The sequence below is a fragment of the Streptomyces sp. NBC_00669 genome (assembly GCF_036226785.1).
In the GTDB taxonomy this organism is placed as follows: domain Bacteria; phylum Actinomycetota; class Actinomycetes; order Streptomycetales; family Streptomycetaceae; genus Actinacidiphila.
In genome coordinates this window covers 1,975,943-1,997,007 of record NZ_CP109018.1, presented here as the reverse complement: position 1 = coordinate 1,997,007, position 21,065 = coordinate 1,975,943, and the positions used below count along the sequence as shown (strand labels likewise).

The 21,065-nt window shown below is 70.5% G+C and carries 23 protein-coding genes and 2 pseudogenes; 7 read left to right on the top strand and 18 right to left on the bottom strand.

What is annotated here, in order from left to right:
• Positions 1-45: 45 nt before the first annotated feature.
• The 12 genes from OG896_RS08055 to OG896_RS08000 form a co-directional block, all read right to left on the bottom strand.
• Positions 46-1,299 (bottom strand): cytochrome P450, encoded by a 1,254-nt coding sequence (locus tag OG896_RS08055; RefSeq protein ID WP_329363735.1) that lies wholly within the window; start codon positions 1,297-1,299, stop codon positions 46-48.
• A complete protein-coding gene (locus OG896_RS08050) occupies positions 1,296-3,191 on the bottom strand; it encodes a non-ribosomal peptide synthetase (protein ID WP_329363734.1) in 1,896 nt (631 codons plus the stop codon). The genes OG896_RS08055 and OG896_RS08050 overlap by 4 nt, the downstream gene beginning before the upstream one ends.
• A 20-nt stretch (positions 3,192-3,211) precedes the next feature.
• A complete protein-coding gene (locus tag OG896_RS08045; protein ID WP_329363732.1) occupies positions 3,212-4,279 on the bottom strand; it encodes an LLM class flavin-dependent oxidoreductase in 1,068 nt (355 codons plus the stop codon).
• 27 nt (positions 4,280-4,306) lie between these two features.
• Positions 4,307-4,795: a flavin reductase family protein gene (locus OG896_RS08040; protein ID WP_328470568.1), complete on the bottom strand. Its 489-nt coding sequence runs from the start codon at positions 4,793-4,795 to the stop codon at positions 4,307-4,309.
• 145 nt (positions 4,796-4,940) lie between these two features.
• On the bottom strand, positions 4,941-6,512 hold the full coding sequence (locus OG896_RS08035) for a tryptophan halogenase family protein (protein ID WP_329363729.1): 1,572 nt from the start codon (positions 6,510-6,512) through the stop codon (positions 4,941-4,943).
• A gap of 33 nt (positions 6,513-6,545) precedes the next feature.
• On the bottom strand, positions 6,546-7,763 hold the full coding sequence (locus tag OG896_RS08030; protein ID WP_329363727.1) for a cytochrome P450: 1,218 nt from the start codon (positions 7,761-7,763) through the stop codon (positions 6,546-6,548).
• Positions 7,764-7,857: 94 nt separating this feature from the next.
• The gene (locus tag OG896_RS08025; RefSeq protein WP_329363725.1) at positions 7,858-8,481 is read right to left on the bottom strand and encodes a winged helix-turn-helix transcriptional regulator; all 624 of its coding nucleotides are present in this window, start codon (positions 8,479-8,481) and stop codon (positions 7,858-7,860) included.
• A gap of 17 nt (positions 8,482-8,498) precedes the next feature.
• The gene (locus OG896_RS08020) at positions 8,499-8,699 is read right to left on the bottom strand and encodes an MbtH family protein (protein ID WP_328470576.1); all 201 of its coding nucleotides are present in this window, start codon (positions 8,697-8,699) and stop codon (positions 8,499-8,501) included.
• A complete protein-coding gene (locus OG896_RS08015; protein ID WP_329363722.1) occupies positions 8,696-9,430 on the bottom strand; it encodes a tryptophan 2,3-dioxygenase family protein in 735 nt (244 codons plus the stop codon). The genes OG896_RS08020 and OG896_RS08015 overlap by 4 nt, the downstream gene beginning before the upstream one ends.
• Positions 9,423-10,691 carry a pyridoxal phosphate-dependent aminotransferase gene (locus tag OG896_RS08010; RefSeq protein WP_329363720.1) on the bottom strand — a complete coding sequence of 423 codons (1,269 nt, stop codon included), beginning with the start codon at positions 10,689-10,691 and terminating at the stop codon, positions 9,423-9,425. Before OG896_RS08010 ends, OG896_RS08015 begins: the two co-directional genes overlap by 8 nt.
• A gap of 34 nt (positions 10,692-10,725) precedes the next feature.
• Entirely contained in the window at positions 10,726-11,502 is a 777-nt protein-coding gene (locus OG896_RS08005; RefSeq protein ID WP_329363718.1) for an SDR family NAD(P)-dependent oxidoreductase, read from the bottom strand.
• A complete protein-coding gene (locus OG896_RS08000; RefSeq protein ID WP_329363716.1) occupies positions 11,495-12,319 on the bottom strand; it encodes a thioesterase II family protein in 825 nt (274 codons plus the stop codon). Before OG896_RS08000 ends, OG896_RS08005 begins: the two co-directional genes overlap by 8 nt.
• A 138-nt stretch (positions 12,320-12,457) precedes the next feature.
• On the opposite strand from OG896_RS08000, the gene OG896_RS07995 reads away from it, so the two are divergent.
• Positions 12,458-13,702, top strand: a complete 1,245-nt coding sequence (locus OG896_RS07995) for a cation:proton antiporter (protein ID WP_329363714.1) — start codon at positions 12,458-12,460, stop codon at positions 13,700-13,702.
• A 66-nt stretch (positions 13,703-13,768) separates the two neighbouring features.
• On the opposite strand, the gene OG896_RS07990 is transcribed toward OG896_RS07995, so the two are convergent.
• Positions 13,769-14,227: a MarR family winged helix-turn-helix transcriptional regulator gene (locus OG896_RS07990; protein WP_328470588.1), complete on the bottom strand. Its 459-nt coding sequence runs from the start codon at positions 14,225-14,227 to the stop codon at positions 13,769-13,771.
• Positions 14,228-14,352: 125 nt separating this feature from the next.
• On the opposite strand from OG896_RS07990, the gene OG896_RS07985 reads away from it, so the two are divergent.
• Together OG896_RS07985 and OG896_RS07980 are read left to right on the top strand one after the other, a co-directional pair.
• Positions 14,353-15,795, top strand: a complete 1,443-nt coding sequence (locus OG896_RS07985) for an MDR family MFS transporter (RefSeq protein ID WP_329363712.1) — start codon at positions 14,353-14,355, stop codon at positions 15,793-15,795.
• Between the two features lie 54 nt (positions 15,796-15,849).
• Positions 15,850-16,530, top strand: coding sequence for a helix-turn-helix domain-containing protein (locus OG896_RS07980; RefSeq protein WP_329363710.1), 681 nt, complete (start codon positions 15,850-15,852; stop codon positions 16,528-16,530).
• 390 nt (positions 16,531-16,920) lie between these two features.
• On the opposite strand, the gene OG896_RS07975 is transcribed toward OG896_RS07980, so the two are convergent.
• From OG896_RS07975 to OG896_RS40405, 3 genes and pseudogenes are all read right to left on the bottom strand, one after another.
• On the bottom strand, positions 16,921-17,763 hold the full coding sequence (locus OG896_RS07975) for an NAD(P)H-binding protein (protein ID WP_329363708.1): 843 nt from the start codon (positions 17,761-17,763) through the stop codon (positions 16,921-16,923).
• Positions 17,763-18,170, bottom strand: coding sequence for a nuclear transport factor 2 family protein (locus OG896_RS07970; protein ID WP_329363707.1), 408 nt, complete (start codon positions 18,168-18,170; stop codon positions 17,763-17,765). The genes OG896_RS07975 and OG896_RS07970 overlap by 1 nt, the downstream gene beginning before the upstream one ends.
• Before the next feature lie 261 nt (positions 18,171-18,431).
• Positions 18,432-18,524: pseudogene (locus tag OG896_RS40405) on the bottom strand (IS5/IS1182 family transposase); the annotation flags it as partial.
• On the opposite strand from OG896_RS40405, the pseudogene OG896_RS07965 reads away from it, so the two are divergent.
• Positions 18,517-18,681, top strand: a pseudogene (locus tag OG896_RS07965) (IS5/IS1182 family transposase); the annotation flags it as partial. The pseudogenes OG896_RS40405 and OG896_RS07965 overlap by 8 nt on opposite strands.
• A 48-nt stretch (positions 18,682-18,729) precedes the next feature.
• Here the strand turns inward: OG896_RS07965 and OG896_RS07960 are convergent.
• Entirely contained in the window at positions 18,730-19,101 is a 372-nt protein-coding gene (locus tag OG896_RS07960) for a MerR family transcriptional regulator (protein ID WP_329363705.1), read from the bottom strand.
• 144 nt (positions 19,102-19,245) lie between these two features.
• Here OG896_RS07960 and OG896_RS07955 point away from each other — a divergent pair, with 144 nt between their 5' ends.
• Positions 19,246-19,581, top strand: coding sequence for an EthD domain-containing protein (locus OG896_RS07955; RefSeq protein WP_329363704.1), 336 nt, complete (start codon positions 19,246-19,248; stop codon positions 19,579-19,581).
• Between the two features lie 309 nt (positions 19,582-19,890).
• On the top strand, positions 19,891-20,718 hold the full coding sequence (locus tag OG896_RS07950; protein ID WP_329363702.1) for a helix-turn-helix transcriptional regulator: 828 nt from the start codon (positions 19,891-19,893) through the stop codon (positions 20,716-20,718).
• Here the strand turns inward: OG896_RS07950 and OG896_RS40400 are convergent.
• Positions 20,633-20,959, bottom strand: a complete 327-nt coding sequence (locus OG896_RS40400) for a Tn3 family transposase (RefSeq protein WP_443056967.1) — start codon at positions 20,957-20,959, stop codon at positions 20,633-20,635. The two genes, OG896_RS07950 and OG896_RS40400, sit on opposite strands and share 86 nt — an antisense overlap.
• Here OG896_RS40400 and OG896_RS07945 point away from each other — a divergent pair.
• Positions 20,892-21,041 carry a hypothetical protein gene (locus tag OG896_RS07945; protein WP_329363700.1) on the top strand — a complete coding sequence of 50 codons (150 nt, stop codon included), beginning with the start codon at positions 20,892-20,894 and terminating at the stop codon, positions 21,039-21,041. The genes OG896_RS40400 and OG896_RS07945 overlap by 68 nt on opposite strands.
• Positions 21,042-21,065: the final 24 nt, after the last annotated feature.

The window sequence follows — 21,065 nt, the reverse complement described above, 5'->3', positions numbered from 1 at the left end:
CCTGACGGCCAATTCGTGAACGGTGACCGTCATTCGGGTGAACGATCAGCCTACACGCCGGCTCACGGCGGCGGCCGAGGGGCCTGCGTGCCCTCTGGCCAGGTGCACCGGCAGGCTTCGGTAGCCCTGGAGGAAGGTGGAGTAGACCGGGACCGGCGGGCCGGTGAGTTCCACCTCCTCCACCGTGGTGGCGAGCGCGGCGAGCAGGGCGTGCAGGCTCACCCGGCCGAGGAAGGCGCCGAGACAGAAGTGGGGGCCGCGGCCGAAGGCGATGTGCTGGTTGGGGGTACGGGACAGGTTCAGGGTGCGCGGCGAGTCGAAGACGTCCTCGTCGTTGTTGGCGGAGACGTTCCACAGCGTCACGATGTCCCGGGCCCTGATCCGCTGCCCGCCGATGACGGTGTCGACGGCCGCCGTCCTGGCGAAGTGCAGTGCCGGCGTCGCCCAACGCAGCAGCTCCTCCACGGCCGTGTCCAGCGGTATCCGCCCCTCGCGCAGGTCCCGCCACTGCCCGGGATGGAGCGCGAGAGCGTGCACCGCGCTGATCGCGGCCATGCGCGAGGACTCGTCGCCGCCCAGGATCAGGCTGTAGCAGTTGAGCGCGATGTCCTCCAGGGGCAGTCGGGCGCCCTCGACCTCGGCGGTCGCCAGCATGCTGACCACGTCGGAGGCCGGCCGGACCCGGCGCCGGGCCGCGAGGTCCATGAAGTAGAGCACGATCTCGTTGCGGGCGCTGAGCGCGTCGAGTTCGTCGGGCTCCGCGGTGGCCGAGGACAGGGTCCGCTTGTTCCACTCCAGCAGCTGTCCGCGGTCTTCCCAGGGGATCGCGAGGAGGTCGCAGATCGTCTGGATGGGGAGGTGATCGGCGACCTCGGTGGCGAAGTCGAACGTGCCCGGCCCGGCCACTTCGGCCACCAGCGCCGCCGTACGGCTCCGCACCCGCTCCGCGACGTCCGAGAGCATGCGGGGTGAGAAGGCCCGCAGCATCAGGTTGCGCAGCTGCCGGTGGCGCGGCCGGTCGGTGACCGCCAGCATCCGGCCCCCGGCGGAGTCGTCGCCGCGCAGCAGGACGTCGAGGACCGTGCCGCGCGCCGAACTGAGCGTCTTCGGGCTGTTGTAGCACCCCTGTACGTCGGCGTGGGAGGCCACCACCCAGAACCCCGGGCGCCCGTCCGCCCCCTCGTGCCAGTACACGGGGCTGGTACGGCGCACCTCGCGCCAGAACGAGTGCTGCGCGTCACCGGCGAACGTCGCCGGATCGGTGAGGTCGAAGGCCCGTGCCGTGGAGCCCGTGCTCATCGCGACCGCTCCTCGGACCGTCCGGGCGCGTTCACCGCGGACGCCGCCACCGGTGCCGGCGCGCTCCGCACCGCCTGTGCCAGCTCGGTGAGCGTCTGTGCCTGCAGCACCGATCGCATGGTGACGCCGAGTCCGAGCTCGCCACGGATGCGGATCGCCAGTTTGGCCGCGACCAGGGAGTTGCCGCCCAGCTCGAACAGGTTGTCACCGGGGCGCACCGCGGGCAGCGACAGCAGCTCGGCGACGAGCCGGCACAGGGCCTGCTCGGTGGACTCGTCCCCAGCGGACCCGTCCTCGGCCGACCCGTCCCCGGCGGACCCGCCCCCGGCGGACCCGCCCTCCCCCGCGGACGCGGTGGGCGGGTGGAGAACCGTCGCCCGGGGCCGGTCGTGCAGGGCCCGCCGGTCGACCTTGCCGTTCACGGTCAGGGGAACGGTGTCGAGGACCACCACGCTCGCCGGCACCATGGCGGCGGGCAGCGCCTGGGCGACGTGCCGGCGCAGGGCGGCCGGGTCCGGCGCGCAGCCGGGCCGCGGCTGGACGTACGCCACGAGCACGGCGTCCGCCAGGACACCGTCGACCACGGCCGCCGCCACCTCGACCTCCGGATGGTCGGCGAGCCGGGCCTCCACCTCCCCGAGTTCGATACGGACACCCCGCAGCTTGACCTGCCCGTCGGCCCGCCCGGCGAACAGCAACTCGCCGTCCGCGCGCAGTCCGCCGCGGTCGCCGGAACGGTACATCCGGCTCCCGGGCGGTCCGAACGGGTCGGGGAGGAACCGGGTGGCCGTCAGCCCGGGACGGTTGAGGTAGCCGCGCGCCAGGCCGGCCCCGGCGAGGTACAGCTCGCCCTCCTCGCCCTCAGGGACCGGCCGCAGCCGCTCGTCCAGCACGTACACCCGGCCGCCGGTCCAGGGGACGCCGATGGTGACGTCGTCCGTGGCCGCCAGCGGCCCCGAGATGGTGGCCCCGACGGTGACCTCGGTCGGACCGTATCCGTTGAACATCCGCCGGCCGGGCGCCCAGGCGCGTACGAGGGCCGGGGTGCAGGAGTCGCCGGTCGACATGATGGTTCCGCCCTTGAGGACGCTCGCGCTGTCGGTGAGGCTCAGCACGGCGGGCGGCAGCACGGCATGGGTGATGTCGTGGCGAATCATCAGGTCGGTCAACTGGCGGCCGGGCAGGACCGCGTCGGCGTCCGCGAGCACGAGCGTGGCGCCCGAGGTCAGGGCGAGCGAGAGGTCCCAGAAGGCGGCGTCGAAACTCACCGACGCCCATTGCAGCACCCGCTCCCCGGGCCGGGCGCCGAACCGGGCCCGCTGGGTGGCGACCAGGTCGGGAACGCCCTGGTGGGTCACCGCCACGCCCTTGGGAGTGCCGGTGGACCCGGAGGTGAAGATCACGTACAGCAGGTGGTCGGACGTCAGCGGCGACAGCCGCTCCTCCTGCCGGATGTCACCGGCGGACTCCCGCCCGCACGCCGCCCGGGTGTCGGGATCGTCCAGCACGAGTTCGGGCACGCCGGGTGCCGCGACCGCGGTCCCTCCGGCGCGCACCAGCAGGACGGGCGCGGCGTCGGCGGTCATGCCGGCGAGGCGCTGCGCGGGGTGGGCCGGGTCCAGGGGGAGGTAGCCGCCGCCCGCCTTGAGCACGGCGAGCAGCGTGGTCACGAGGTCCACGGACCGGGGCACCGCCACGGCGACCAGGGCGTCCGGGCCGACGCCCAGCGCGATCAGCCGTCGGGCCAGCCGGTTGGCGCGGTCGTTCAGTTCGCCGTAGGTGACAGTGGTGTCCCCGTGCACCACCGCGACCGCGTCCGGGGCGCGCCCCACCGCCGCCTCGAAGAGTTCCGGGAACAGGAGAACCGGGTGGTTCGCCGTGTCGGGTTCCATAGCGTTTCCTCTCCGTGTCCTCAGCTTTCCGCCAGGCGCGGGCGCACCTGGTCGGCGAACAGGGTCAGGGTGCGTTCCATGGACTTCAGCGACTGCTGGCCGAAGTCGATCTGCCACAGCAACACCTCCGGCCCGAGCGCCTCCTGGATGGCCCGAATCCTCTCCACGGCCCGGTCCGGGCTGCCGAAGACAGCCGTCGACTCCAGTTCGGCGTCGCCCACCGCGTTGCCGAACTTCTTCGTCACGGCGGCCTGGTAGCCCTCGTACGCGGGTGAGGTGCGGTTCTGCCAGGACGCCGCCGCCTCGCTGAACCGGGACCAGTGACGGCGAAGCAGGGTCCTGCCCTCTTCCCGGGCGTCCTCGTCGGACTCGGCGAGCAGCAGCGGGACGCTCACCGCGACCTTCGGGCGGCGTCCGTCTCCCGCGACGGCCGCGAACCGCTGCCGGTAGACGTCCATGAGTTCACGGGTCACCGCCAGGTCGTCGGTGCGCGGCGGCGAGGAGATGAGCAGGTTGAGGCCCATGTCGCCGATCCACTCGAAGCTGGAGCGGGTGACCAGCGCCGCGGCCCACACCGGCGGGTGCGGTCGCTGGGCGGGCGGCGGGTAGGAGGTGGCGTCCCGGTACGAGAAGTACGGGGTGTCCTCGCTGACCGACGGCTCGGTCCACAGCCGCAGGACCGCCCGGACCGTGTGCCGGAAGCGTTCCTGGCTGCTGTCCAGGTCCACGCCGAACGCCTCGAACTCGTACGGCAGGAAGGCGCGGGCGAAGCCGACGTCGAGCCGGCCGCCGCTGATGGCGTCCGCCTGGGCGGTCTGCGCGGCCAGTTGGACCGGGTGGTGGAAGGACGCCTGGATGCCTCCGGTCATCAGCCGGACCCGCCGGGTGACCGTGGAGACGGCGGTGAGGAAGGCGAGCGGGCTGGGGCAGTAGCCGCCGTACGGGCGGAGGTAGTGCTCCGTCATCTTCACGTACTCGTAGCCGAGGCGGTCGGCCTGCCGGCAGATCTCCAGCAGGTTCGCGTAGTACTCCTGGCCCGAGCGCTCCTGCGGGCCGGTGTCGGGCAGCAGTGAGAGGCCGAACTCCATTGCCTGTCCTCCTGGTTCGGATCGGTGTCAGTGGCGGGCGGGGTTGACCGGGCAGGGCTCCGGGTCGAGGGACCAGAAGCGGCGCAGCCCGTAGAGCAGCGGTCCGGGCTGCCGGGCGGGCGGCGGGCTCACCTCGAACACTTCGCCGAACACCACGGTGTGGTCGCCCACGGTGACGGTGCGCGCGACGCGGCAGTCGGCGATGGCATGCGCGTCGTCCACCAGGTGCGGCCCCGCGAAGCCGGGTCGGTGTGTCCACCGCACCCGGTCGAAGCGGTCGGCGGCGCCGGAAGCGAACACCTGTGCCGCCGAACGGGCCCCGTCGTGCAGGAGGTTGACCGCGAAGGACGAGGTGTCCAGCAGGGCCCCGAGCGTGGGGCTGGCCTGCCGCACGCAGACCAGCAAGGTGGCGGGCTCGACGGCGACGCTGGACAGCGACGAGCAGGTCAGGCCACGCGGCGGCTCGCCGGGACGCATCGCCGTCACCACCGCCACGCCGGAGGGGAACGTCGCCATCAGGGAACGGAACCGGTCCGGCCCGACGGCCGGCGGGCGCGTGTCGGCCGTCGTCGCGGCGAAGGCGGGCGAGGCGGGCGAGGCGGGCGAGGGGGTGGGCGAGAGGGGCGAGGCGGGCGAGAGGGGCGAGCGGCGTCCCACGGGCTCAGCCTCCGGTCCCGGCCGACCGGGCCGCCAGGTGCGAGAAGTACTCGTACTGGCTGGGCAGCCGGCCGACGAGGGTGCGCACCTGGTCGCGTACGAGCCGCAACTCCTTCTGGGCGGCGGTGTCGTCAAGTACGTCCAGGACGGGCAGCGGCCGGGTGGGCAGACCGCCGAGACCGAGGAGCATCGCCACGTACGAATAGGGCTCGAAGCCGTGGAAGTGCGGGTACACGGACTCCTGGTCGGGCAGCCGGTGCCGCCACAGCTCCACGCGTTCGGCGAGCCCGTCGGGCATCGGACGGTGTTTGGTGTCCCGCCAGTAGTCGTTGTCCTGCCGCGCCGCCGCGTAGTAGTGCAGGAACAGGAACTCGCGTACGCCGTCCATGACATGGGCGACCTGCCGGTTGTAGGCGGCGCGCAGCCCCTCGTCGTCCGCGCCGGACGGGAAGTGCCGCACGAGTTGTTCCGCGGCGTTCTGGATGAAGAAGATCCCGGTGGACTCCAAGGGCTCCACGAAGCCGCTCGACAGCCCGATGGCGACGCAGTTCTCGTGCCACGAGCGCTCACTGCGGCCGATACGCATCCGGATGTGGTTGGCCTCCAGGGCGTCCGCGTCGGGGCCGACGAAGGAGCGTAGGGTCCGCTCCGCCTCCTCGGGGCTGCAGTAGTCGCTCGCGTACACGTAGCCGGTGCCGAGCCGGCCGAAGAGCGGGATGGTCCAGATCCAGCCCGCGTCCTGCGCGGTGGCCGTGGTGCACGGCCTGATACCGCGGGCCTTCATGTCGACGGGGACCCGCAGGGCCACCGCGCTGTCGTTGGGCAGGCTGTCCTGGTACGAACGGAAGGGCACGCCGAGCGCCTTGTTGATCAGCAGGCCCCGGAAGCCGGTGCAGTCCACGAACAGGTCCCCGGCCAGCGGGCCGTGCTCCTTCGTCAGGACGTGCCGGATACGACCGCGCTCGTCCAGGGCGACATCGGTCACGTCGTCGCGCACGTGCCGCACCCCCCGGTCCACCCCGTAGCGGGCCAGGAACCCCGCGAGGAGCGTGGCGTCGAAGTGGTAGGCGTAGGGGAACTGGGTGGTGTGGCCCTCGGGCGTGGCACGGAACATGCTGTCCTCGCGGTCCTCCACGAAGTCCTGTTCCATCAGCGCGTCGTCGAGGTAGCGGGGTGAGCTCTGCGCGTCGCACAGCGCCGCCAGCACCGAGGTGTCCTGGTCGAAGCGCCCGCCGCCGCTCCGGTGCAGCCACCAGTCGGCGAGCGAGTACCCTTCCACGATCCGGGGCCGTTCGAACGGGTGGTAGAAGTGGTGCCCTCGGGCCCGCCAGTTCTCGAAGCGGATCGCGAGTTTGTACGTGGCATGGCACTCGGGCATCCACTCGTGCTCCGCGAGCCCCAGGCTTTCGAAGAAGCGCCGGACCGTACTGAAGGTCGCCTCGCCGACACCGATGGTCGACACGTTCGCCGACTCCACCAGCGTCACCGCGACGCGGTCCTCGAACTGCGCCTTCAGGTAGGTGGCAGTCATCCAGCCGGCGGTGCCTCCGCCGACGATCACCACGCTTTGCGTCATGTTCCCTCGTCTCGGGTCGGTGTTGGGGGCCGGTCACCAGGTGACCGGGATCTCCGGCGAGGCCAGGACGACGGACGCGTCCACGACCTCGATGTCGCCGGCCGGGACGGCGAGCCCGAGCCCGGGAAACCGCCGTAGCAACGCCGGGTAGGCGACTTGCAGTTCGAGGCGGGCGAGGCTGGCACCGATGCACTGGTGGATGCCGAAGCCGAGCGCCAGATGGTGGTTGGGGGTACGGGCGAGGTCGATGGTCTGCGGGTCGGGGAACTGGTCGGGATCGCGGTTGGCCAACTCGGCCGCCCCGATGACCCCCTCGCCCGCGCGGATGCGGACACCGCCCAGTTCCATGTCCACCTTCGCCACCCGGCGCCGGCCCGTGTGGGTCACCGTCAGCACCCGCAGCAACTCCTCGACCGCGGTGGCCACCTGGGACTCGTCGCCGTCGCGCAGGAGCGCGGCCCGCGCCGGGTCGGCCAGCAGGACCATCGTGCCGAGGCCGATCATGTGGGCCGTCGTGGCGTGGCCGGCGACCAGCAGCAGCGCGGCCGTCCACGCCGCCTGCTGCCGGGACAGCTCGCCCGTCCGTACCCGGTCCCGGGCCAGCCTGCCCAGCAGGTCGTCCGTCGGCTCGTGTTCGCGGGCGCGGATCAGCTCCACGAAGTACGCCTCGACCTCGTTGCTGCTGCGGGTGACCGTGTCGGCGTCCGAGTGGATGTCCAGCCGGATGCGCAGGTGCTTGTCGATGAACTCGTGGTCCTGGTAGGGCACACCGAGGATGCGGCAGATCATCATGGACGGCAGCGGGATCGCGAGGGCCTCCATCAGATCGACGGGGCCGGTGCGGGCGGCCATCTCGTCGAGCAGGTGCGCGACCGTCTCCTCGACGACCGGACGCAGGGCGGCGATCCGCCGTACCCCGAACTCGGCGATCAGCATGCGCCGGTGCCGGGCGTGCTCCGGGTCGTCCATGCCCACGAAGGTGGGCGCGATACGGTCGCGCAGCACCTGGCCGAGCGAGCTGGCCGGGAAGCCGGGCAGGTCCCGGTGGACGCTGAACCGGGTGTCGGAGAGCACGGTGCGGACGTCCTGGTAGCGGGTGACCAACCAGGGACTCCTGCCGCTCCACAAGGACACCGGGAACACGGGTTCCTCGCGGCTGCGGCGCAGGAGTTCCTCCGGAGGGGCGAAGGGACAGCCCGCGGGGCGGGGCATCGGATAGCGCGGTGGCGTCCCGGCAGGATCGGTGGACATGGGGTCTCCTGTTCGGCGTGCGGCGGGTGGGAGCCCGGCGGGGGCCGGGGCTGGGGGCCGCGGCGGGGCAGCGGGCACTCGGCGCCGGAGCGCGTCATGCCGAGGTGGGCGGGGTGGGGCGGCGGGGATAGCGCTCGCGCAGGGCCGGGCCGGCCGCCGGGCCGGCCGCGAACATGAACTCGGCGGTGTCCAGCGGCCGGCCGGTGCTCCGGTCGACCACGACGGGGTCCGCCTCGACGCCGGTGCGGGCGTCCACCAGGATCAGGCCGCGCCGCTCGGGCGGCAGCCGGTGGTTGCCCCAGGCCGTCATGACGAGGACCAGGGGGCGCAGCGAGCGTCCGAGTTCGGTGGGGCGGTAGGCGGTTCGGCCGGCGGCGCCTGCGTCCGGATCGGGATCGGGCTCGAAATCGGGCTCGGGATCGGGCTCGAAATCGGGCTCGGGATCGGGCTCGGGATCGATGCCGGTGTCGGCGTCATGGCCCGAGGCGCCGTCTCCGCCGCCGTTCGTCCCGTCGGCCGGCGCCGTCGTCAGCAGCCCGGCGGTGACCAGTGCGGACAGCCGGTCGGCCAGCAGGTCGGCGGGTGTCCCCAGGTTGCGCCGGATCTCCTCGAACCGGGTGAAGCCGTCGTACGTCTCGTGGAGGATCTCCAACGTCCACCACGGTCCGATCTGTTCGGCGGTCCTGGCCAGCGGGCAGTCGGGGATACGTGTGGGCACGGCCGCGGCCTCCGCCCTCATCCGCACAGCCGGACGGGACGCAGATCCGTCCAGTGCGTCTCGATGTAGTCCAGGCACCGGGCGCGGGCGTCCGGGCCGGACACGCAGCGCCAGCCCGCGGGAACCGCGGCGAACTCCGGCCACAGCGCGTGCTGTCCGTCCTCGTTGGCCACGACGCGGAAGCGCGCCTGCTCGTCGTCGAACGGGTTGCCGCTCATGCCGTCGTCCGGTCCGCGAGCCCGTTGGGTGCGGTGCCTTCGGTGTGGAGCTGTCCGCGCAGCCGCCGCAGTTCGGTGAAGGGCAGGGTGACACGTGCCATCAGGTAGTCGGCACCGCTGGTGCCGCCGGTTCCCGGCCCCACGCCGATCATCTTCGACATGAGCGTCAGATGGCCGAGCTTCCAGTGCCAGTAGCGGTTGCCGATGTCCAGCAGCGCTTCGATGATCCGGTGGTACGCCCCGGCCTCCGGGCCGCGACGGCACACTTCCCCGACCGAGGTGCCGCTGAGCGCCACGGCCGCGGTGAGGGCCTCGTAGAGCCGTCCCGACCGCCGGTCGTCGCCGAGGAACTCGTCGAGGTGGCGGAACTGCTCCGACTCCGCCCCGCTCGCGCTGCCCACGTAGGGGCGGAACTCCGCGAAGTGACGGATCGGCAGCTTCTCCAGCGCCGCGACCTGTTCCACCAGGATGCGCAGCAGCTCCGCGGCGCGTTCGAGGAACTCCACGCTCGACTCGGCGTCGGCGAGGCCGAGTTCGGGCTGCAGGTAGTCCGACGCGGCCTCGACGTCGGCGATGATCTGCTTCAGCCACAGCTCGCAGGACTGGTGGGCGACGACGAAGAACTGCTCGGAGAGGATCACCGCCCGCCTGCCGCTGTCGGTGGTGCGGGGCACCTGCAAGGACAACAGGGTGTCGAGGTTCAGGTAGTCGGCGTACGTCAGTTCAGCCATGTGCCCGCTCCACTTCGCAGGTTCGGGCGAAGTGGATGATCTTCTCCACTCCGAGGGGCAGCAGGTCGGGGTCGCCGCAGAAGGCGATGCGCACCAGGGACCGGGCCCACCGGGGGACGTCGAGCGACAGCACCTGGCCCGCCACGGACAGCCTCGGCCGCAGCGCGAACCCGGCCGCCGGCACCACCGCGACGGAGTGGGTCTCCAGCAGCCGGTCGGCGAAGGTCCGCGCGTCCAGCCCGGTCGAGGAGACGTCCAGCACGGCGTACCAGCCGCCGGCCGGCAGTTCCGCGAGCAGGCCGGCCGCACACAGCGGCGGCAGCAGCACGTTGCGGTTGTGCGCGACCAGCTTGGCGTTGGCGGCGACGGAGTCCCGGGCGCCGAGAGCGGCGAGGCCCGCGTACTGGATCGGCGTCGAGGGCGAGATGATGCCCGCCTCCTGGACGACGCTCATGGCGTGCGCCGTCCGGTCGTTCGCGCAGGCCACGTAGCCCAGGCGGTATCCGGTCATGGCCGCGCTCTTGGAGAAGCTGTAGACGCTGTGCACGATCCGCTGGTGCTGGGGCAGGTCGCGTTCCAGCGACGCCATCGAGAAGTGCTCGCCCTCGTACACGTAGTGCTCGTACGCCTCGTCGCTGACGACCTGCCAGCCGCGCTCGCGGGCCCCCTCCAGCAGGACCCGCTGGGCTCGCGCGTCGAGCACGACGCCGGTCGGGTTGGCCGGCGAGTTGATCAGCAGCAGCCGGGTGCGGGGGCCGGCCGCCGCCAGGATCGCCTCCGGGTCGGGGCGGAAACCCGGGCCGAGCGGGTAGAACACCGGCCGGAGCCCGGCGAGGAGGCTCTGCTGCAGGTGCACCGGCCAGTGCAGTTCCGGCAGCAGGATCTCCGCACCGGGCTCGGCCAGCGCCCGCAGCAGCGCGGTCAGGCCCTGCGCGGAGCCCGGCGTGACGAAGATCCGGGAGACCGGCGCGTCCAGTCCGTTCTCGGCGGCCAGCTTGCCCGCCAGGGCCTCGCGCAGGGCGAGAATGCCCTCCACGCCGGTGTACTTGGTGTCACCGCGCCGCAGCGCGTCGTGCAGCGCGTCGGCCGCTTCCTGCGGCGGGTCGAAGTAGGGGTCGCCGACGTGGAGTTTCAGTACGGGTGTCGTCGTCTGCCGCTCCTTCGCCTCCGCCGCACGGAAGATCTCGTGCAGGGCGGACGACGGTACGGTGGCGGCCGGTGGGGTCTGGTCGGTCACATCGGCTGCGCTGCTGGGATTCATGCCACCTCCGGGTGCTGTCGCTGTTCTTCGCCGGTCATGCGGTCCGGCCGCCGTCCACGGGGATCAGCGCGCCGGTCATCCAGCCGGCCATCTCGGGGTCCACCAGGGCGCACACCCACCGGCCGATCTCCTCGCCGCGGCCGAAACGCCGCAGCGGGGTCGCCTCGGTGAGTTTCCGCGCCAGTTCGTTCCTTTCGGAATCCGACAGTCCGGTCTCGTGCCACATCGGTGTGTCGACCGGGCCGGGCAGAATGGCGTTGACCCTTATCTCCGGGGCGAGTTCTCTGGCCAGGGAACGGGTCAGGCTGTTGAGTGCCGCTTTGCTCGCGCCGTAGCAGGAGCGCTCCGGCATCGACAGGACGCCGCCCACGGAGGATATGTTCACCACCGTGCCGGAATTCCTGCGCAATTGGGGAATCGCGCACCTGATCAGCTCGGCGGGTGCCCACACATTGACCCGGAGCATGGCCATGAAATCCTCGTCCGCCGCGTCCTGAAGGGCTCCGAAGCGGGCCAGCCCCGCGTTGTTCACCACCGCGTCCAGCCGTCCGAAGCGCGCTACGGCCGCGGCCACGATCCGCTCCGCGGCCCCCTTCTCGGCCACGTCGGCGGTCACCGGATGGACCGCCTCGCCGCTCCGCGCGGCCAGTTCGGCCAGCGGTGCCGCGCGCCGTCCGACGGCGGTCACCCCGGCCCCCGCGGACGTCAGGCACTCGGCGACCGACCGGCCGATGCCGCTGCCGGCTCCGGTCACCAGCACGGACATTCCCTCCAGCGGCCGGTGCGCGAGGCGCGCCTTGGGTTCAGACACGATGCCGCTCCCGCCGGTCGGCGCCCACGACATCCTCGACCAGGCCCCGCGGGTCGATCCGCGGGTGGAAGTGGCCGCCGGGACGGGCGCGCAGGGTGAACTCCCCGGTCGTGCAGGCCGACCACGACCGGACCTGCGCCTCGCCGGCCAGGGGGTCGTCGGGGCTGTAGTAGCAGCGGACGGGACACGGCAGCGGCGCGGTGCCGGCCCGCGGCGCGTACGTCTCGTTCGCCGTCACGTCCGCCCGCAGCGCGGGCAGCACGAGGTCGCGGAACTCCTCGTCGTCCGCGAGCTCCGGATCGATGGTGCCGAACGCCTTCACCGCGGACCACAGTTCGGCGTCCGTCAGCCGGTGCGTGGTCCCGCCGCCCGCGTCCTCGGGCCCGGGCGAACCGGAGACGCACAGCCGCGTGGGCGGCGATCCGGCGTCCCGCAGGGCCACCGCCGTCTCGTAGGCGACGAGTGCGCCGAGGCTGTGCCCGTACAGGATCAGGGGCGAGGCGGGCAGTCCGAGCAGCTCGGTCGCCACTAGCGAAGCGGTCTCACGGATGCCGACGACGGGCTCGGCGAACCGGTCGGCCCGCCCCGGGTACCGCACGGCCATGAGCTCGGTCCCCGGCGGCGTCAGAGCGGCCCATTCGCGAAAGCCGCCGGCGAATCCGCCCGAATGAGGAAAGCAGACCAACCGGAATTTCGAATTCCGGATGCTGCTGAATTTATGCAGGAACTCCTTAGGCACCGTCGACCCCCCGTGGTCAATAAGTTGCCTTCTCGCTGTAGAGCACCCTGGCAGGCAGGGCAAGGTCCTTCGCGGCATCTTTCATCGATCTTTCGGAACTGGATAGAGATGAAAGAACCGTGCAAGAAATCTTGTTCCGGAGAACCCCGGCGATGGTGTGGTGGGACGCGACGTTCTGTGATCCCGAACATGTACAGCGCGCCGAAAGGGGCAGCCATGGACACGCTCGTGCACGCCGGAGCAGCGCTCGCTGTCGTCCTCCTGCTCGCCTTCCTCGGCAGACACACGGCCAGACTCCTGCGGCAGCCCGAGGTGATCGGAGAGATCACGCTCGGGCTGGCCGCCGCACCGGTGCTCATCGCGATCGGCGGGCACGGCCTGCTGGACTCCGCCCTGCCGACCGGCGTGGTGGCGGACCTCCGTCAGGTCGGGCACATCGGCCTGGTGCTGTTCCTGGCGGGCGTCGGGCACGAGTTGCGGCGCGGTGCCCGGGCGGGCCGTGGCCGGGCCGTGGCCGTGATCGCGGCCGGTGCGACCCTGATCCCGCTGCTGGCCGGATCGGTGGTGGCCTTCTGGGTCCTCGCCCACGGCGGGCCGGCGCTGCGCGGCACCGCCCCCGCCCCCGCGCTCGCCCTGCTGCTCGCCGTCTCCCTGACGGTCACCGCGCTTCCGGTTCTCGCCCGCATCCTGGCCGAGCGCGGCCTGACCGACACCTCGGCGGGGCGGCTGGCCCTGGGCGCCGCTCTCGTCGTCGACGTGGTGACCTGGGTCCTTCTGGCGCTGGCGCTCGGCATGGCGGCCGGCGGCTCCGGCCGCTTCCCGCGACTGCTCGCCGTGGCGGCCGGCGGCGTGGCGGGGCTGTTCCTGCTCCGGTTCCTGGTCGGCCTGCGACCGGTCGCGGTGCTGCGGGACCGGTGGCCGTGGGCGTGCGCGGTCCTGGTCGCATGCGCCGCGCTGGGCTGCTCGTACGCGCTCCAACGGGCGGGCCTGACCGAGTTCTTCGGCGCGATGCTGCTCGGGCTCGCGCTGCCGGCCGAGGGCTGGGAGCGGATCGTGGCCCTCGTGTCGGCGGCCGGGCGCGCGCTGGCGCCGGTGTTCTTCGTCGTCACCGGCCTGACGGTCTTCGCCCGGCAGGTCGAGGAGGTGCCGTGGTTCGCGGTCCTGCTGGTGACGGGCCTGGGCATCGGCGGCAAGGTGCTCGGCGGATACGCGGGGGCCCGGCTGGCCAAGGAGCCGCCGCTGGAGTCCCTGCGCATCGGAGTGCTGCTCAACACCCGCGGGCTCACCGAACTCGTCGTGCTCCAGGCCGGTTTCAACGCCGGGCTGCTGACGCCCGCGATGTTCCTCGGCTACGTCGTCATGGCCCTGGTGACGACCGCCGCCACCGGTCCCGCCTGCGCCGCGATCGACCGGGCGTCGAGCCGCGCCCCCCTGGTGACGCCGCTGCCGGAGGCCGGCTGACGGAGCGTCATCGTTCGGCGGCGGCCGCCCTCGTGCGGGGCGGCGCGGGCGTCCTTCCCGCGGTCCTCATTCGTGGGGGACGTCCAGCGCTCGGAGCACCAGCCGGTGGAGCGTCTCCCGTTCGTCGGCGTCCAGCCGCGCCAGAGCCGCGTCGGTCGCCTCGTCGACGAGGTGGGCGCCGCGTTCGAGCGTCCGCACCCCGCCCGGTGTGATGGACAGCGCGTAGCGCCGCCGGTCGGTGGGGTCGGGCCTGCGCTGGACGGTGCCCTCGCCCTCCATCACGTCGAGCAGCCTGACCAGGTCGCTGCGATCCATCTGCAGCAGGTCGGCCAGCTCGCGCTGCGACATGTCGCTGTACTCCGTCAGGCACAGCAGCACGAAGTGGGCCTGCGCGGACAGCCCGTCCTGGGCGAAGGCGCTCTTCATCCCGCCCCGCATCTTCCGGCCCAGGTGGGACAGGGCGAATCCCGGCAGCTGCATCAGTACCGGCGGCCGTGGCCGGGTCGACCGAGAGTTCGACGTCATCACCGCACCCTAGACCATCCATGGGAAAACCCATGGAACAGTCAGTGCTTTGGTGGGAATATCAATAGTAGGATTCCCCACATATCTTGTGCCACTGTCCCGACGCCCGGCGAGCGGAGCCGACCTTGACCAGTACGACCCAGTCCTCTCCACGCCCACCGGACACGCTGCCGAAGGTCCCCGCGGAGGTGTGGCGCGTCGCGGCGGTGGTGATCACCGGCTCGTTCATGTCCACCCTCGGCTCGTCCCTGGTCAACGTCGGCCTCAAGACGATCGCCGGGGTGCTGCACGCCCCGCTGAGCAACGCCCAGTGGGTGGCCACCGGTTACCTCATCGCGTTCGCGGCCGCGTTACCGGTCACCGCGTGGCTCAGCCGTCGGATGGGCGCCGGCCGGCTCTGGCTGTGCGCGCTGGCGGGGTTCACCGTGGCCTCCGCCGCCTGTTCCCTGGCGCCGAACCTCGGCGCACTGATCGCCCTGCGCGCCGTCCAGGGGTTGTGCGGTGCCCTGCTCGTGCCGACCGGCCAGACCGTGATCGGCGAGATCGCGGGTCCCGAGCGGATGGGGCGGGTGCTGAACGCCACGAAGATCGTCGTGGTGCTCGGTCCCGTCATCGGTCCCACGATCGGCGGGCTGCTCATCCGGTCGCTGTCCTGGCACTGGCTGTTCCTGGTCAATGTCCCGGTCGGCGTGGTCGCCCTCGCCCTCGGCTCCCGGCTCGTCCCCAGGGGCGTCCCCACCAAGGGGCGCCCCTTCGACTTCGGCGGCTTCCTTTTGATCGCGGCGGGACTGCCGCTGGTGCTCTACGGCATCACGATCGCCGAGCGCCAGGGGCTGACCGACACCCGGGTGCTCGCCACCCTGCTGTCCGGGATCGTCGCGATGGCGCTGTTCGCCTGGCGCAGCCTCACCGTCGACACACCCGTGCTCGACCTGCGGCTGTTCCGCAACCGCGTCTACACGGCCGCGACCACCTCGGTGTTCTTCACCGGCGCCGCCCTGCTCGGCACGATGATCCTGCTGCCGCTGTACTACCAGCTCATCCGCCACGAGGGCGTGGTCACCTCGGGGCTGCTCATGCTCGGCATCGGCTGCGGGTCCGCGCTGTCCATGCCGTTCGGCGGCCCGATCACCGACCGAGTCGGCGGCGGCATCGTCTCCGCGGCCGGCCTGACGCTGAGCCTGGCCGGCGTGCTGCCGATGGCGTTCCTCGACGCGCGCACGGGATACCTGATCCTGCTGCCGCTGCAGGCCGCCGTGGGCTTCGGCCTCGGGCTGTCCGCCATGCCGTCCCTGTCGGTCGCGTACGCCACCGTGCCACGTGAACGACTCCCCGACGCCACCTCGGAGGCCAACATCATCCAGCGGGTGGGAGGGGCGGTCGGCACCGCCGTGCTCGTGATGGTCCTGGAGACGAACGGCACGGCCACCGACAGCTCGTTCCATCGGGCGTGCTTCTGGCTGGCGGGGGCGGTCTTCATCGCCCTGTGCCAGTCGCTGTGGCTGACGAAGGTGGAGAGCTCACGACGCAAGCAGGAATTGACACGCCGAAGTACACCGAAGGGATAACAGCATCGGCGCGCCACTTCCGCCCACCGACAAGTTTCTCGGGTTGGAGGAAAAATGTCACCGCGCTCGACGTTTCCTGATGTGCTGCTCATCAGATGGCCCGCCCAGTCGGAACTGCGTGAAGAGTGCCAACGGGGTGGTATCCCGCATCTCCTGGTCGTCGAAGGCGGTGCACCACCGCCCTTATGTGTCCATCCGTACGAGGACTGGGTGCGTCCCCCGATATCCCAGGACGACCTGGACATCCGCATTGCCACCCTGCGGACGCGGGTGCGCACCCGCCGTCCCTCGCTGAACTCGGCCGACGTGCTGGGGTTCGGCAGCCGCTCGGTCGGCCTGACCGCCACGCAGAGCTGGCTGATGGGCCTGTTCATCGAACGTTTTCGAGAAGTGGTGCAGCGCGACGAACTGTTGCTGCGGCTGCGTGAGCGGTCAGCCGACCTGCCGACACGAAACGCGTTCGACCTGCACATCATGCGCCTGCGGCAGCGGCTGTCCATCGTCGGCCTCACCCTGGACACGGCATGGGGGCACGGATACGTCTTGCAGCCGGTGACGGACCCTTCCCAGACCAATGGGCCCTGTTCCCGATGCGGACGCCGGGCCGCCTCCCTGACCGCCGCGGGTTCCACCGAAGGTTCCCCGGAACCGTCCGCCGGAGCGGCGCTCGAAGAAACACCGCGCAGAGGCATACTCGCCCGCCGCGCCTCCCCAGGGGGCCGAGCGGCTCGATGAGGCCCGCGCGAGTGTCCGGCAAGCGGGTGCCGACCGGACCGGGCCTTGACCCCGGATCTTGGATCGCCGGCTCTTTCGGCCCGGGAGGGTCCCGGGCTCGAACGTTGCGTGGAAGGACCCGGCGAGCGCGTTGTCCGCCGGGCTGCTGACCATGCTCGTGGACCGCGTCCAAGATCAGGGGCAAGGCCCGAGGTGGGTCCGAAAGGACGCAGACGTGAGTCGGGTGAGCTTGTGACGAGAGACGATGACGACATGCCGCAGTAAACCGGGCGTTTACTGCGGCAGGCGCAGACGGGCCGCTTCAAATCCGCTGGAGCGTCAGGACATGTGACGCCAAACTGCGCGCTCTGCGTGGTTCCTGCTTGACCGCGCATCGCTGCTGTTCAGGCACTACCGCGTCCACTCGTACGCGTGATCAGACACGAATTCGGCAAAGGCGCGCGGCGGACGGCCCGTCAGTTCAAGCACCGCAGTGCTGACCTGGTCTTCGCGTCCCTCCTTGATTCCGTGCTCGACGGCGGCAAGGGCGGCAGCGAACTCCGTCGGCATCCCGGAGGCGCGGTAGGCGGCAGCCTGTTCCTTCTCCGCGATACGCTCCACCCGAACCTGTCTGCCGGTCTGCGCGGTGATGATCTGCGCGGCCTGTGGATAGCTCATCCCGTGCGGCCCGGTGATCAGGTAGTCGCTTCGAGCGTCCACCTCCAGGTCGGCCAACAGCGCGGCAGCGCTGGCCGCGACGTCCCGCGCGTCGACCCACCCCAGCTCGCCGTCACCGGCTGCGGTGCGGATCTCACCGAGTCGATGGATGTGCTCGGCCAGTGGGTGCGGGCGCAGGAAGTTCTGCATGAAACCAGACGCGCGGAGTACGACACCTCCGGGTTGAGCCTGAACCTGAGCGGCCATCTCCACAGCGCTGGGCGCGTTCGGCAGCACAATGGCGGAGCCGAGCATGACGAGGCGCCGGATACCGGCCCGTTGCGCTTGGCGCAGGAAGGGCTCGACCAGAGGCAGCGGGTCCACACTCTCCACCGGTGCAAGCAGGAAGACCCGGTCCGTCCCGTCGAGCGCAGGTCCAAATGTGGTCGGGTCATTCCAGTCGAAGCGGATCGCATCAGGATCGGCTGCGGCCGGGTTCCGGCTGGCGACCCGAGCCCGCACGCCAGCATTGCGGAGCACTTGCACCAGCGTCTTGCCGGTCTTGCCGGTCCCTCCGGTCACGAGCACTCCGGCCATCAGGCGTCCTTCCTTTCAAGCGAGTCGATCAGCCCGGCGAGCCCCCCGGCCGCGGCGGCCCCCGACAGCGGGCTCCAGTAATCCCGATACAGAGCGATCAGCCCGTCGCGGACCGTGAGAACCACGATGTAGTCCAGGCGGTAGGGCTGGGAGGTGGCCACGGTGCGGCCGGTGGCCGTCCACTCCACCACGACGGTGTCCGTTTGATCCGTGGGCCGCACGGTGAGCGCGGCCACCTCCTTCATGTCCATCAGCTCCGGATAGTGAGCGAGGTAGGCGCGTACCTCCTCACGTCCGCGGAGAACGCGAGCGGAACTCCCGGCTGCGAAAGGGAACTCCGCGATTCCGTCAGGCGCCCACAGATCAGCCACGGCACTCATGTCCTTGGCCAGCATCAGGTCGATCATGCGGCGAAAAACTTCCTCAGGCGTGCTGGACACTATTTCTCCTCGTAGTCAACAAACCAACCAGAGCACCATGCACGGAAGTTCTGTGGGCGCGGAACGGACAGCCAAGCCCCGGACCACCAGTGCGAGGCTTGGAACTCGTCACACGATGATGCGGACGGGTTGTTGAGGCGTCGCCAGATCCGGCGCTGGCCCAGTTGTCGCCGGTTGGGGATGCTGTCGTCGCCCTTGTCCCCGAGCAGGGCGTCCGGGTGTTCGCGGGGGGTGCCCGACTCGGCCGACGACGGGGTGGTGTTTGCTGCCGGTCTCGCGGCGGTCGACCGGCGAGGGGCCCGTCGCTCGCCCGCGACTCGGCTGCTCCTACCAGGCGATCGCCGGCGCGACCTGCTCGGCCACCACGATCCGCAGCCGTCGCGACGAATACGTACGGTTCGGCATCTTCGCCCGGCTCAAACGGATCGCGCTGGGTTCCTACGACCGGATCGTCGGCCTCGTCCTCGATCAGACCGCACCTGGACGCCGGCCATCGACGCCTTCTTCGACCTCGCCGACCCGATCATCACAGTTCATCCGCCACGTTCGCCAGAAAGTTCCGATTCACGTCGATCAGGTGATCAAGTGCTGCTCTGGCGGCGGCCAGGCTGTCGATTGTGGTCGAAAGGCGATTTCGCTCCTGATTCATTGCGGTCAAAGCTTCCCGGGCTCTGTCCCTGTTGGGCTCCGTCATGCAGGGGACCATTCGAGCGATGGTTCTGCTGGACATTCCGGCGGCCAGGAAGCCCTGAATCAGCGCCACCCGCTGGACGTGATCATCGTCGTAGTACCGCTGGCCGCTGGGGGACCTTGCGCTGACCAGCAAGCCCTGCTGCTCGTAGTAGCGCAGTGATCGACGGCTTGCTCCTGTCCGGGCGGACAGTTCACCGATCCGCATCTCAACCCCTCGTGTGCACTGGGTCACGGCGACTTGCCCTTGACATCGATGTGAGCGTTTAGGTTAACCCCGTGGCTCGCGATCCGCCGCCAGGGCACCTGGTTGCCGACCTCTCGCGTCCGCGAGCACGAAAAGGAGAAGTCTGTGATCAAGTTCGCTTTCATGATCAACCGTGTCGATGGAATGACCTTCGAGGAATTTGTTGAGCATCATCGAAATCGCCACGCCCCGTTGTTCACCTCCATTCCGGAAGCGCGAGAGTACGTGAAGAAGTACACCGTCTCCCACCCGGTGCCGGCCGAAGGGTATCCGAGCCCCGCCTACGACGGCCTCACTGAAATCTGGTTTGAAAGCTGGGCGGATCACGACGCCTTCTTCGCGTCCAAGAATTACAAGGAGTTGGTGAATCCGGACGAGAGCAAGTTCATCGATATGAATTCAGTGGCAGTAATGGTCACCGAGGAAAGGGTTGTGGTCTAACCCGTTGGCGCTTTATGTCGCGGGCGATGCGGCGGGGCATCAACCTGGGGCGGCTGTCCCTGGGTGTCGCGACCACGCATCCGCCGATCGTTCCCGCCCCCGACGGTAGCCCTGGTGGCGTCGTGGGCCGTCTCCGTATACCTGGGGCTCTGACAGCCCGGTCATGGCAGCGCAGGCACAGGTCTCTCCGATGATCACAGAGCGTCGCCACTCCATGATCGCCGGGACCTGTGCCTGTCTTGCGGCTGGGTGCCACCAGCACTCCTATCCGCGCCCTCCTGGCTGTCCCTCCCGTGACAGGATGGAAGTGTGAGCAGCCAGGAACTCGCAGACTTTCTCCGCCGCCGCCGCGAGGACCTGCGACCAGAAGACGCGCCGGCCGAAGCGACGCTTTCATCAAGCCGGCGTGCCCGTCGCACCCCCGGACTGCGCCGCGAAGAGGTAGCCGCGCTGGCGCAGGTGTCGGTGAGTTACTACGAACGGCTGGAGCAGGCACGGGCACCCCGGCCCTCACCGCAGGTGCTGTCTGCGCTGGCGACGGCTCTCCGGCTCACTGAAGCAGAGCGTGACCATCTGGCCCGCCTGGCCGGGCAAGTGCTGCCGGCAGCGAACGACGGCGCTCCAGAGCGCGTACCCGAGGACGCCCAGCAGCTACTCGGCAGACTTGACCGCATCCCTGCCTACATCGTCAACGACCGGCAGGACATCGTCGCCTGGAACGCAGCAGCCGCAGCTCTGATCACAGACTTCTCCCGTCTCTCACCTGACGAGCGCAACGTCACCCGCATGTCGACGAGATTCCGTGACACCCTCTGCACCGGCGCGCCCGGTTCGGAGTCCGATTTCTCTCAGCAGGCAGCCGCTCAATTGCGCGCAGCCAGCGTTCGGTACCCCAGGGACAGCGTGCTCGCAGGGCTGATCAACGAGTTCGCAACCCACGATCCGGATTTTGCGAGCATCTGGCGTGACCACGCTGTACGCCCCACGCCCAGCGTGCGAAAGAACCTGCGTCACCCCACGCTGGGCGAGCTGGAAATCGACCGGCACACCCTCAGCCTGCCCGGCTCAGGTTTCTCCTTGGTGATGTACACGGCAGAAGTCGGCAGCCCCAGCGCCGCTGCGCTAGAGAGACTTTGACCGCTGCCACTACGGAAGCCACCGCCTCCGCCGGCCGCGCCGGTCGGCCCGTGTGGCCCTCCTCGATCTCGCGCTGGAGGTCCCCAAGCCGAAGGCAGCGGGCCACGAAGATGGTCTTCTGGGCGCGGTCGACCTCCAGCATCGCCGCGTAGGTGGGGTGGGAGGCGTTGCGGGTGAAGCGCCGCAGGATCGCCTCGGTGGAGGCCGTCCGGGTCCGGGTCGTGGTGCCGCACTTGATCATCCGGTCGTACTGCTGGGCGATGAGTGCCCAGCGGATCGGGGACGGCCTTCAGGGTGCCGTGACCCGCTTCCATACAACGTAAGCAAGGCCCGTAATTGGGTGGCGC